Source organism: Sulfitobacter sp. (genome assembly GCF_036961165.1).
GTDB lineage: Bacteria > Pseudomonadota > Alphaproteobacteria > Rhodobacterales > Rhodobacteraceae > Sulfitobacter.
This window is the reverse complement of record NZ_JBALVJ010000002.1, coordinates 230,361-242,302: the sequence shown is the minus strand read 5'-3', so window position 1 is coordinate 242,302 and position 11,942 is coordinate 230,361. Positions and strand designations below refer to the sequence as shown.

Annotated in this window: 10 protein-coding genes; 6 read left to right on the top strand and 4 right to left on the bottom strand. The window is 55.9% G+C overall.

Annotation, left to right across the window (positions count from 1 at the left end):
• The first annotated feature begins 245 nt into the window (after positions 1–245).
• The 4 genes from pnp (at position 246) to V7730_RS02390 (ending at position 4,948) form a co-directional block, all read left to right on the top strand.
• Positions 246–2,381 (top strand): polyribonucleotide nucleotidyltransferase, encoded by a 2,136-nt coding sequence (gene pnp, locus V7730_RS02405; RefSeq protein ID WP_335745984.1) that lies wholly within the window; start codon positions 246–248, stop codon positions 2,379–2,381.
• A 446-nt stretch (positions 2,382–2,827) separates the two neighbouring features.
• Positions 2,828–3,388, top strand: a complete 561-nt coding sequence (locus tag V7730_RS02400; RefSeq protein WP_335745983.1) for a L,D-transpeptidase — start codon at positions 2,828–2,830, stop codon at positions 3,386–3,388.
• 70 nt (positions 3,389–3,458) lie between these two features.
• Positions 3,459–4,256: a glycosyltransferase family 25 protein gene (locus V7730_RS02395; protein ID WP_335745982.1), complete on the top strand. Its 798-nt coding sequence runs from the start codon at positions 3,459–3,461 to the stop codon at positions 4,254–4,256.
• Positions 4,253–4,948 carry a hypothetical protein gene (locus V7730_RS02390; RefSeq protein WP_335745981.1) on the top strand — a complete coding sequence of 232 codons (696 nt, stop codon included), beginning with the start codon at positions 4,253–4,255 and terminating at the stop codon, positions 4,946–4,948. The genes V7730_RS02395 and V7730_RS02390 overlap by 4 nt, the downstream gene beginning before the upstream one ends.
• Positions 4,949–5,011: 63 nt before the next feature.
• Here V7730_RS02390 and V7730_RS02385 read toward each other — a convergent pair whose 3' ends face one another.
• Positions 5,012–5,665, bottom strand: a complete 654-nt coding sequence (locus V7730_RS02385; protein ID WP_335745980.1) for a peroxiredoxin — start codon at positions 5,663–5,665, stop codon at positions 5,012–5,014.
• Positions 5,666–5,793: 128 nt separating this feature from the next.
• On the opposite strand from V7730_RS02385, the gene V7730_RS02380 reads away from it, so the two are divergent.
• A complete protein-coding gene (locus tag V7730_RS02380; RefSeq protein ID WP_335745979.1) occupies positions 5,794–7,221 on the top strand; it encodes an aldehyde dehydrogenase family protein in 1,428 nt (475 codons plus the stop codon).
• A gap of 69 nt (positions 7,222–7,290) precedes the next feature.
• On the opposite strand, the gene V7730_RS02375 is transcribed toward V7730_RS02380, so the two are convergent.
• Complete coding sequence (locus tag V7730_RS02375) at positions 7,291–7,938, bottom strand: pseudouridine synthase (RefSeq protein WP_335745978.1); 648 nt, start codon at positions 7,936–7,938, stop codon at positions 7,291–7,293.
• Between the two features lie 76 nt (positions 7,939–8,014).
• Here V7730_RS02375 and V7730_RS02370 point away from each other — a divergent pair, with 76 nt between their 5' ends.
• On the top strand, positions 8,015–8,425 hold the full coding sequence (locus V7730_RS02370) for a nuclear transport factor 2 family protein (protein ID WP_335745977.1): 411 nt from the start codon (positions 8,015–8,017) through the stop codon (positions 8,423–8,425).
• A gap of 75 nt (positions 8,426–8,500) precedes the next feature.
• Here V7730_RS02370 and rarD read toward each other — a convergent pair whose 3' ends face one another.
• Both rarD and V7730_RS02360 read right to left on the bottom strand, forming a co-directional pair.
• Positions 8,501–9,421 (bottom strand): EamA family transporter RarD, encoded by a 921-nt coding sequence (gene rarD / locus V7730_RS02365; protein WP_335745976.1) that lies wholly within the window; start codon positions 9,419–9,421, stop codon positions 8,501–8,503.
• Between the two features lie 66 nt (positions 9,422–9,487).
• Positions 9,488–11,932: a GcvT family protein gene (locus V7730_RS02360; protein ID WP_335745975.1), complete on the bottom strand. Its 2,445-nt coding sequence runs from the start codon at positions 11,930–11,932 to the stop codon at positions 9,488–9,490.
• Positions 11,933–11,942 lie beyond the last annotated feature (10 nt).

The window sequence follows — 11,942 nt, the reverse complement described above, 5'->3', positions numbered from 1 at the left end:
AACGGCTTCACCGAAGCCGACATTGGCGCAGTCGCAGCTAAATGTCACTATGTCCCGCATAGCAGGCCTTAGTTCTCTCAGCTTAAGCCAAACACCCGCTCTCTTCCCATCCTCCCACACTTCATGTACACGCCGCACTATCTGAAAGCCTTCGCTCAGACCCCAGCGGCGGCCAAAGCAAGATGTAGGGGTCAGAGGGAATACGCCCTCTATGCAATGGCCAATGGGCCAACAAGGAAACGATGATGTTTAACGAAGTTAAGAAAAGCATGCAGTGGGGCGAAGAGACGCTGACACTGGAAACAGGAAAAGTTGCCCGTCAGGCCGACGGTTCCGTCATCGCCACATATGGTGAGACATCCGTGATGGCAAACGTCACATTCGCACGATCACAAAAGCCGGGTCAGGACTTCTTTCCTCTGACCGTACACTACAACGAAAAATACTATGCTGCCGGTAAAATCCCCGGTGGTTTTTTCAAGCGCGAAGCGCGTCCTACCGAAAAAGAGACGCTGACATCCCGCCTGATCGACCGTCCAATCCGCCCTCTGTTCGTCCCCGGCTTCAAAAATGAAGTTCTGGTGATGTGTACGGTTCTGTCCCACGATCTAGTTAACGACCCGGACATGGTTGCGATGATTGCGGCTTCCGCAGCGCTGACCATTTCTGGCGCGCCGTTCATGGGCCCGATCGCGGCTTGCCGCGTTGGCTTCACGGATGGTGAATACATCCTGAACCCTGAAATCGACGACATGCAGGACCTGAAAAACAACCCTGATCAGCGCCTTGATCTGGTAGTTGCCGGTACAAAAGACGCCGTGATGATGGTTGAATCCGAAGCATACGAGCTGTCGGAAGAAGAAATGCTGGGTGCGGTCAAATTCGCCCATGAGCATATCCAGCCTGTCATCGACCTGATCATCGAGCTGGCAGAGACAGCAGCGAAAGAGCCGTTTGACTTCCAGCCTGTCGATTACTCTGATCTGTCTGCTGCTGTTAAAAAAGCAGGCGAGAAAGAAATGCGCGCGGCATTCGCGATCCGCGACAAGCAAGAGCGTACCGCCGCTGTTGCTGCCGCCCGCGAAACCGTCAAGGCTGCTCTGACCGAAGAGCAACTGGCAGATGCGAACCTTGGTTCGGCTCTGAAAGGTCTTGAGGCCTCCATCCTGCGCGGTGACGTTGTCAAAACCGGCACACGTATCGATGGTCGCAAAACAGACGAGATCCGCGATATCGTATCGCAGACTGGCATCCTGCCCCGTACACACGGCTCCGCCCTATTCACACGTGGTGAGACTCAGGGTCTTGTGGTTACGACATTGGGTACCGGAGACGACGAGCAGTTCATCGACGCGCTGCACGGCAACTTCAAATCCAACTTCCTGCTGCACTATAACTTCCCTCCCTACTCGGTTGGTGAAGTTGGTCGCGTGGGCCCTCCAGGCCGCCGCGAAATCGGTCACGGCAAACTTGCATGGCGCGCCCTTCAGGCCGTTCTGCCTGCCGCAACAGATTTCCCATACACGATCCGTGTTGTGTCCGAGATCACTGAATCCAACGGTTCCTCTTCAATGGCATCCGTTTGTGGTGGTTCCTTGTCGATGATGGACGCAGGCGTACCACTTAAGGCAGCTGTTGCCGGTGTTGCGATGGGTCTGATCCTCGAAGAAGACGGCTCCTACGCGATCCTGTCCGACATTCTGGGTGATGAAGACCACCTTGGTGACATGGACTTTAAAGTAGCGGGTACCGAAGCAGGTATCACGTCCTTGCAGATGGACATCAAGATCGCGGGCATCACGCCCGACATCATGGAAAAAGCATTGGCTCAGGCCAAAGCGGGCCGTCTGCACATTCTGGGCGAGATGGGCAAAGCGATCTCCGGCGCGCAGGAATTCTCTGTGCACGCACCACGCATCGAGACCATGCAAGTACCAACGGATAAAATCCGCGAAGTCATCGGTTCTGGCGGTAAAGTAATCCGCGAGATCGTCGAAGTGTCCGGCGCAAAGGTCGACATCAACGACGAAGGCATCATCAAGATCGCGTCACCAAACGCAGACTCGATTAAGAAAGCCTACGACATGATCTGGTCCATCGTGGCCGAGCCTGAAGAGGGTGCAGTCTACACCGGTACTGTCGTGAAGATCGTCGATTTCGGCGCCTTCGTGAACTTCTTCGGCAAGCGTGATGGTCTGGTACACGTCTCCCAGATCGAGAACCGCCGCCTGAACCACCCTTCAGATGTTCTGAAGGAAGGTCAGGAAGTGAAAGTGAAGCTTCTGGGCTTTGACGATCGAGGCAAGGTTCGCCTGTCCATGAAAGTGGTTGATCAGGAAACCGGCGAAGAGATCAAAGAAGAGAAAGCTCCCGAAGCGTAACGCTTAGAGCTTTGTTATTTCAAAGGCCCCGGTGAAAACGCCGGGGCCTTTTTTGTTTCTGGTTCTCAACGACCTTACATACGCGCCTCTGGCTCTACTCAAATTTGATTGGCAACGATCATGATAATGTTGTCATTTTTGTCGCCGAACGCGCGTGCAACATGCTCTAAGCTTTCGAAAGCAGGCAGGCAAAATTGAGGTGATCGTTGTCCGCCAATGCAGCGCAATGAAACAGTGCGCCGCACAAAACATAGGCGCCTGAAACGCGCGAGTTCAGGCGTAGATTTCAAAAATCTACCAGCTCATTCATAACCTTAGAAAGTATTGAAACCGCTTTGCGTCTAAAAACTCTTGGCCAGTCAGGCAAACCCGACTCTGATTTTGGCAACTTTTACGTTAGCTTAGCGTTGATTTGTAGAATCAGTAAATTTTCTGGAGACACTGCCATGTCACTTTTCGACCGCCGCACACTTCTATTCACTGGCGCAGCCGCGTTGATCACGCCGCCTGCGTTTGCTGCGGCAAGCACCTATCAGGTGCCAACCGAACTTCAGCCCCGCATTGTAGAAATCAAGGACGAATTCAAAGCCCACGAAATTCACGTCGATCCGGGCAACTTCGCACTTTACTGGACACTGCCAGACGGAAAAGCGATTCGCTATACGATCGGCATCGGCACGGCAGGCCGCTACACATCCGGCGTCTTCCATATCCGTCGGAAAGCCGAATGGCCCAGATGGACCCCCACCCCCGCAATGATCCGCCGTGAGCCGGAAATCTACTCACAGCACGCCGCTGGTATGAAGGGTGGTGGCATGAACCCCCTCGGCGCTCGTGCGCTATATCTTTACAGCGGGAACCGAGACACCTATCTGCGGATTCACGGTACGCCAAAGCCGCAAACTGTGGCCGCGCGCGTTTCCAACGGGTGCGTGCGCATGATCAATGAGCATGTGATTGATCTTTATGATCGCGTGCCGATCGGGACGCGGGTTGTTCTGCACTAAAACAAGACGACCAGCCTCTAGCTGGGAGCTCGTGCTGGCACTGCGATCATTTCTCGATTAAAAGTCACATATGAAAGATAGCTATCCTATTTTCCTCATCAATTTGGATGGCTCCTCTGAAAGGTTGAGCGCAGCTCATGCTGCGCTTGACCGACATGGTATGAGCTTTGAGCGCATCTCTGCCTTTGATGGCCGCAAACTGGATCCGCTGACAATTCCTGAATACAATTCGGCAGAAGCACGCCGCTACATGGGGCGTGATTTGGTCGGCGGCGAGATCGGCTGCTTTTTCAGCCATGTTCGCGCGGCGGAAGCTTTTGTAGCGACAGGTGCTCCTTTTGGCCTCGTACTTGAAGATGACATGCTGCCCCAACCTGATGCTTTTGAACTGGTTCAGAAGGTAATCGACTGGCAAGAAGCTAGAAACACCACCGATTGGTATCTGGCCAATCTCGGGGCCCAGCGCATTAAGATCACCACTGCTGTCGCAACGTTATTAGGCAGCAACGGATCTGCAACGATCTGTCGCGCACACTATTTCCCCATGCTGACAACCGCATTGCTTTGGTCCCGAGAGGGCGCCATAGCGTTCCTTGCTGCGTGGCAGCCTATCGTATGCCCGATCGATAATTATGCACGCAAATGGCTGATTCAATCGGACATGGGCATCGCCGTTGTGCCTTCCCCCTTTACCAGCTCTGGCGCCCAGAGTGATATTGCACCCACTGGCCCAACAGCTAGCCGCAACCTGACAGGCAGAACGCACAGCTACCAATGGCGTAGAAATATCCGCCTCATTGGCGCCAAACTTAAAGCGCTTGGACACAAACGTAAGTTTGCGTCTCGCGGACCAGAGGAAGAGAAATGACAAGCCCAACCGTGCATACATTCTATCAATCCAATATCCCCGACCGCATGGTTGAAGCGCAAGCGCAGGTTTTCGCGCATCTGGGCATCCCACTCAAGCAGTGGAAGGACGACAACGCGACCCATTGCGACTGGATCAACACGTTGCTTCGCGACGAGACTCTTGATGAAATTGTAATGATAGCCGACATCGACGCTTTTCCGCTTTCGCGAGAGGGGTACGAAAACATGGCTGCGCAAGCAGCAAACGGCATGGTGGCTGGCCTAGCTCAGGTATCGAACCACAAAGACCCCGACCGCATCTATGCAGGCCCCATGTTTATGGCGGTCCGGCGAGAAAATTACAAAGCGCTTGGCGCGCCCTCAATGTGCAGGACGAAAATTGGTGACGTTGCCCAAATCCTTACAGACAAAGCGCATGACGCAGGTATTGAAGTGGCCCTAACCTACCCCACATTCGCCCTCCAACCCCGCTGGGCGCTTGCAGGGCATGGCGTTTATGGCATCGGAACGTTCTACGGCGACAATGCTTTTTTTCATCTGTTTGAGTCTAGACTCAGTAGGTCGCAAGACCTTTTCTATGCCGTCGCTGAAGGCACCATTTCGGGCCGCCATGACTGGCAACGATATCTCGATATTATGGATACTCAGGGCCCCACAAAGAAGAAAAAGAAATTTCTCGGTCTATTCTGAGGTATCTCAACGTAGAAAGGCAGACCGTTTGGGCCTGCCTTTCTCTAGGTCGGGTATTATAGATCAGCTAGGTAGTTTTGCCGTACGAAGATAAGGCAAAACAGTGGTGAACGAACCAAATTTCGCCTTCGCATCCTCGTCAGACACGCTTGTCGGGATGATCACGTCGTCGCCCACATTCCAGTTGGCAGGGGTTGCAACGCCCTGATCCGCTGATGTCTGCAACCCGTCCAGCGCGCGCAGTACTTCTGCAAAGTTCCGGCCAACGGTCATCGGATAGGTCATCGACAGCTTGAGCTTTTTGTCTGGCCCGATGATAAATACAGACCGCACTGTGGCGCTGTCAGCAGGCGTGCGGCCATCGGGCAGATATGCCTCGGCTGGCAGCATATCAAATGCTTTTGAGAGCGACAGATCGGTATCCGCTACGATAGGGAAGCCCGCCTTAGCGCCGCCGACTTTTTCGATATCGCCTTTCCACTTCTTGTGGTCTTCAACACCGTCTACCGAAATACCCAACACCTTTGTGTCGCGCTTGGCCCATTCATCGGCCAGCTGCGCCACGGCGCCAAATTCGGTTGTGCAGACAGGGGTGAAGTCCTTCGGGTGAGAGAACAGAATTGCCCAGTGGTCACCGACAAACTCGTGCAGTGTCACAGTGCCCTGATCTGTCTCAACCGTTAGATCGGGGATCGTATCATTAATGCGCAAACTCATTTCAGTTCTCTCCTTTGAAATTTCTATACTCGTTACTTAATCATTCGTGCCGCGACTTCCATAGCCATCTTGCAGGCAAGCATCTGCGGTGACACAGTACACCATAACTCAAATCAGGAGCATGACCAATGCTGGAGAAACGCAACTTTTACATCAACGGCGCGTGGGTCGCCCCCGCCGCCGCAAACGACTTTGCCGTGATTGATCCGTCCACTGAAGAACAGTGCGCAGTGATTTCGCTGGGTGGCGAAGCCGATACAAACGCAGCTGTTTCCGCCGCGCGCGCAGCTTTTGACAGCTGGTCCCAGACATCCAAGGAAGAGCGTACCGCGCTGATCCGCAAGCTGGCCGAAATCTATGACGCGCGTCAGGAAGAAATGGCACAAGCGATGTCCATGGAAATGGGCGCACCGATTCTTCTGAGCCGTCAGCAGCAGGTTGGTGCAGGCAGCTGGCACATCGACGGTTTCCTGAAAGCCTTTGAGGACTTCTCATTCGAGCGTGACTTCACCTCCTCCGAGAAGACCCTGCTGGAACCAATCGGTGTCTGCGCGCTGATCACACCTTGGAACTGGCCAATGAACCAGATCATCCTCAAGGTGATCCCTGCGATGGCAACGGGCTGTACCGTCGTGTTGAAACCGTCCGAGATCGCGCCGCTTTCCGGCCTGCTGTTCGCAGAGTTCGTTCATGAGGCAGGTTTCCCTGCAGGTGTGTTCAACCTTGTTAACGGCGATGGTCCCGGCGTGGGCAGCCAGCTTTCTGCACACCCCGAAGTCGACATGGTCAGCTTCACCGGCTCCACCCGCGCGGGCATCGCGATTTCGAAGGCCGCGGCCGATACACTCAAGCGCGTCAGCCTTGAGCTGGGCGGCAAAGGTGCCAACATTATCTTTGAAGATGCCGATCCAAAGGCTGCCAAGCAGGGCGCGATCCGCTGCTTCCGCAACTCTGGCCAGTCGTGCAACGCGCCGACACGGATGCTGGTGCACAAATCCCGCTATGACGAAGCCGTGGCAAGCGCGTCCGAAGTGGCAACGAACACCCACGTTGGCCCCGCGTCAGAAGAAGGCAAGCACATCGGTCCTGTTGTCTCAGAAGCGCAGTTCAACAAGATTCAGGGTCTGATCGAAAAGGGCATGAGCGAAGCACGCCTAACCGCAGGCGGTCTTGGCCGCCCTGACGGTCTGAACCGCGGTTACTATGTCAAACCAACTGTCTTTGCCGATGTCACCAACGATATGACCATCGCCCGCGAAGAAGTCTTTGGACCTGTGCTGTCGATCATTCCGTTCGAGACCGAAGAGGAAGCAATCGCAATCGCCAATGACACGCCTTACGGCCTGACCAACTACATCCAGTCCAGTGATGCAGAGACACGTCGCCGCGTGGCACGTCGCCTGCGTTCTGGCATGGTGGAAACCAACGGTCAGGGCTTTGCACAAGGCTCACCATTTGGTGGCTATAAGCAGTCTGGTAACGGCCGCGAGGGCGGTGTCTTCGGACTGGAAGAGTTCCTCGAAGTGAAAGCGGTTTCCGGTTGGGCTGCTGAGTAAGCTACCCAAGACGTTTCGGAAAAGGGCTGCCTACGGGCGGCCCTTTTTCATTTCCAGGGGGGGGACGATTCAGAATGGCGCCTTACTGCGCACTTTAGTCGATTGACCCCCGTCGGGATGCTTGAACCGCAGCTCTTCGGAATGCAGCATCAGGCGCGGGAAATCCCGTGCAGGGCCTTCGGAATAGAACGGGTCGCCAAGGATCGGGTGACCGAGGCTCAGCATATGAACCCGCAACTGGTGGCTGCGACCTGTATGCGGGGTCAGGCGGACCCGTGAGGTTGTCCCTTCATCCTTGAGAACCCGCCAGTCGGTTTGCGCCGATTTGCCTGTCTCATGACAGACCATCTGGCGCGGCCGGTTTGGCCAGTCGACGATCAGCGGCAGATCAACGGTGCCTGTCTTCTCTGTCGGAACGCCCCAGACGCGCGCGACATAGGTTTTCTTCGTCATCCGCTTTTCGAATTGCAGCCCCAAATGCCGTTGCGCATGTGGGGTGAGAGCAAAGATCATCACGCCGGATGTGTCCCTGTCCAACCGATGCACCAACAAGGCGTCCGGAAAAGTAGCCTGCACCCTCGCGAGAAGGCAGTCTGCCAGATACGGACCTTTGCCCGGCACAGACAGCAGACCCGCAGGTTTATCAACCAGCATTACCTCGTGATCGAGGTGCAACACTTCTAAGGGATCAGTCGGGGGAGAATACGTTGCGTCCATGACCGCCTCAGTCCCATGTGCGCGATTGGTTTTCAACCCGTCCCATGTCAGGCTTTGACAAAACGGGAGGAAGACAATGCATCCAACAGTTAAGAAATTTCACGATCTTGTACTGGCCAACGACCACAGCGGAGTGCCCGCTTTGATGGCCGATGACGTCAAGTTTCAGCCGCCAACCTACTGGGCAACCTGGAATGGACGCGATGCAGTCGCCGCCGTTCTGGCCCACGTGAACGAGGTTTTCACTGACTTCGAATATCGCCGTGTCATGGGCTCGGGCAACGATTGGGCGCTGGAGTTTCAGTGTAAGGTTGAAGGGCTGGATTGCGTCGGCGTCGATCTTATCACTCTGAATGATGAAGGGCTGATGCAGAATTTCGAGGTTGTGATGCGCCCGTATAAGACCATCGGTACCCTGCGCGCCGCAATGAACGAGCGTGTGTCGAAAGATCCAGCGTTCCTCAAGCACAAGTCAGCATTGGCCTGATCCGTCGCCAAAATAGATCACCTGCCGAGGTCCCGACTATTTGCGGAGCCTCGGCCTGGATCGTCCAGCGGATCGCTATGAAACGCGTCTTGCGCGCATCTGGCGTACCATGGCAACCGTATAGATGATCAACGCCAGCCAGATCAGCGGCAGGGCAATCGCCCGTGCGCGCCCGAACGGCTCTCCGAAGATGAACACTGCGTTGAGCATGATCATCGTAGGCGCGACATATTGCAGGATACCGATGGTGGACAGCCGCAACCGCTTAGCCCCGTTTGCGTAAAAGAGCAGCGGAACAGCGGTTACAACACCGCAGCCCAAAAGCAGCCACGTGTCATAGGTGTTTCCGTTCAGAAAATGCGCGCTGCCTGTCGCATTGGCATAAACCGCATAGGCCAGCGCTGGTGGCAGCAGGATCAGGACCTCCATCAGAAACCCCTGATTGGGCCCGATGGGCAGGCTCTTTTTCGCCAGTGCGTAGAACCCCCAAGACAGCATCATACCAAAAGCGAGCCACGGCGTGCGTTCGGCATCAAAGATCAGCACCAGCACGGCAGCACCCGCGATCGCAACGGCAACCAGCTGCGCCCGGTCAAGCTTTTCTCCAAGCAGCACGGCCCCCAGAAAGACGCTGAACAGGGGATTGATATAATAACCGATGGCTGCATCCAGCGCGTGATCAGAGACCACAGCATAGACATAAAATCCCCAATTGAGTGTAATCAGGGCAGCCGTCACACATCCCATCGCGAGCATGCGCGGATTGCGGAATGCTTCACGCAAGGTAGCCGTGCGGCCCAATAGGATCAGCACAAGCGAGGCAATCGGTACGGACCAGATGATGCGGTGCGCGATAACTTCAGCAACCGGAACATGGCTCAGCAACTTCATATAGAGCGGCAAGAACCCCCAAAGAATGTAAGCACCACCGGCAAACAATAGTCCCTGCGGCGTGTCCTGATCTTGGGTCTTGGGGGCGGTGTCAGCGTGGCGCATATCGTTCTCCTACCCCGGCAGGGGTAGGACATGCGATTGAGGAGCAAAAGAGTTAGATTGTACCCCTTACACCTTAACCCGTTCGGACGCGGGATCGTACATCGGCTTCAATGAGACCTCCGCGCACACTCGCGCGCCCATCACATCGATCTCATAGGTTGAGGCCAAAGCATCTGCCACTGTCTCACCCTCACAGGGGACATAACCCATGCCGATGGCGCCACCCAAGGTGTGCCCGTAGGCGCCAGAGCTTAGGTAGCCCACGATTTCACCGTCCCGAAGTACCGGCTCATTGTGATACAATAGCGGCTCTGGATCGGTGAGCCTGAACTGGACGAGACGTTTGGTCAGGCCAGTTTCTTTTTTTTTCAACACCGCATCGCGCCCGATGAAGTCAGGCTTGGCGGTTTTGACGGCAAAGCCGAGCCCCGCTTCCAGCACGTGATCTTCCGATGTGATGTCATGGCCAAAGTGACGGAAGCCCTTTTCGATCCGGCAGGTGTCCATCATATGCATGCCGCACTGCTTGAGATCAAAGTCCTCCCCTGCCTGCGCCAGTGTCTCGAATACGTGGGCTGATTGATCGGCGCTTACGTAAATTTCCCAGCCAAGCTCGCCCACGTAAGTCACGCGGTGTACACGGGCCAGCCCCATGCCGATCTCGATCTCCTGCGCAGTGCCGAATGGGTTGGTCGCATTGCTGAAATCATTTGGAGAGACTGCTTGCAGCAGATCACGCGCGCGGGGCCCCATCACAGCCAACACACCTTCGCCAGCAGTGACGTCGGTAATCACGACGCTGAAATCTCTCACATGGCGACGCATCCACGTCTCGTCCGCCAGCCGCGTCGCGGCAGGTGTCACAACCAGATAGGCCGTCTCAGACAGGCGGGTGACAGTCACATCCGCCTCAATGCCACCGTTGAGGTTGAGGAATTGGGTGTAGACGATCTTGCCCACCGGCACTGCATAATCACCGCCACCAATGTAGTTGAGGAATGCAGTCGCATCGCGTCCCTCAACACGGATTTTGCCGAAGGACGACATATCGTACATGCCGACATTCTCGCGCACCGCGCGGTGTTCATCGGCCACGTTGTCAAAGAAGTTCTGGCGCTGCCAGCTGTAGCGATACTCGCGCTCTTGGCCCTCACGCGCGTACCAATTGGCGCGTTCCCAACCGGCGAGTTCGCCCATCACCGCGCCACGTTCAAGCAAGTGCGCATGGAAGGGCGTGCGCCGCACACCACGCGCCGTGGCTTTCTGGCGGTAGGGGAAGTGATCGGCATAGAGCAAGCCAAGCGTCTCTTTGGAGCGCTCGAACAGGTAGGTCTTGTTGCCCTGAAATGGCTGCATACGAGAGATGTCTACATCGCCCAGATCAAAAGGTTTATCGCCCGCATCCATCCACTGGCTCAGTGCCATGCCGGCACCGCCTGCGGATTGAATACCGATCGAGTTAAAACCCGCCGCGACCCAGACGTTATCCATCTCTGGCGCAAGACCAAGGTGGTAGGCGTCATCGGGGGTAAAGCTTTCGGGGCCATTGAAGAAAGTGTGAATGCCCGCTTCGGCCAGCATCGGCATGCGGTTCACCGCCGCTTCAAGGATCGGCTCGAAGTGGTCGAAATCTTCGGGCAGTTGGTCGAACTCAAAGTTTTCTGGGATGCCCTTCATCGCCCATGGCTTTGCATTTGGCTCAAACGCGCCCAGCAGTATCTTGCCCGCGTCTTCCTTGTAGTACGCACATTCATCCGGCACCCGCAGCACGGGCATCTGGGTCAGGCCCTTGATCGGTTCCGACACGATGTAGAAATGCTCACACGCGTGCAGCGGCACATTCACGCCCGCCATTTTGCCAACGGCGTGGCCCCACATGCCCGCGCAGTTCACCACCATATCGGCGGTGATGTGGCCTGTCTCTTCGCCCTGCTGCCAATCAACGCCAGTGACTCGGCGACCTTCGCGTTTGATCCCCGTCACGGCGGTACGTTCCAGCACCAGCCCCCCCCGCTGGCGGGCACCTTTGGCCAAAGCCAGCGCGATATTTGCCGGATCACCCTGCCCGTCCTTATCCAGATAGACACCGCCTGTGACGTCTTCGGTGTTGAGGTGGTTATAGCGATCCTTAACCTCTGCAGGAGATATCTCCTCAACATCCACTCCAAAGGCGCGGGCCATGGCGGCCTGCCGGAAAATTTCCTCCCGCCGCTCGCCGGTCAGCGCCACGGTGATTGAACCAACACGCTTGAACCCTGTGGCGACGCCAGTTTCGGTTTCCAGATTGCCGTAAAGCTCTTGGCTATATTTCGCGAGCTTGGTCATGTTGGCCGTTGCCCGCAACTGAGCAATCAAGCCCGCCGCGTGCCATGTGGTGCCAGAGGTGAGCTGCTTGCGCTCCAGCAGCACCACGTCTTTCCAACCAAGCTTGGTCAGGTGATAAGCGACTGAGCAGCCAATGACGCCACCCCCGATGATAACGACACGCGCGTGAGCGGGAACAGCAGCCATGGACAGACCT

Coding starts and splice junctions, on each gene's coding strand:
- pnp (WP_335745984.1), top strand. CDS start 246: ATGTTTAACGAAGTTAAGAAAAGCATGCAGTGGGGCGAAGAGACGCTG.
- V7730_RS02400 (WP_335745983.1), top strand. CDS start 2,828: ATGTCACTTTTCGACCGCCGCACACTTCTATTCACTGGCGCAGCCGCG.
- V7730_RS02395 (WP_335745982.1), top strand. CDS start 3,459: ATGAAAGATAGCTATCCTATTTTCCTCATCAATTTGGATGGCTCCTCT.
- V7730_RS02390 (WP_335745981.1), top strand. CDS start 4,253: ATGACAAGCCCAACCGTGCATACATTCTATCAATCCAATATCCCCGAC.
- V7730_RS02385 (WP_335745980.1), bottom strand. CDS start 5,665: ATGAGTTTGCGCATTAATGATACGATCCCCGATCTAACGGTTGAGACA.
- V7730_RS02380 (WP_335745979.1), top strand. CDS start 5,794: ATGCTGGAGAAACGCAACTTTTACATCAACGGCGCGTGGGTCGCCCCC.
- V7730_RS02375 (WP_335745978.1), bottom strand. CDS start 7,938: ATGGACGCAACGTATTCTCCCCCGACTGATCCCTTAGAAGTGTTGCAC.
- V7730_RS02370 (WP_335745977.1), top strand. CDS start 8,015: ATGCATCCAACAGTTAAGAAATTTCACGATCTTGTACTGGCCAACGAC.
- rarD (WP_335745976.1), bottom strand. CDS start 9,421: ATGCGCCACGCTGACACCGCCCCCAAGACCCAAGATCAGGACACGCCG.
- V7730_RS02360 (WP_335745975.1), bottom strand. CDS start 11,932: ATGGCTGCTGTTCCCGCTCACGCGCGTGTCGTTATCATCGGGGGTGGC.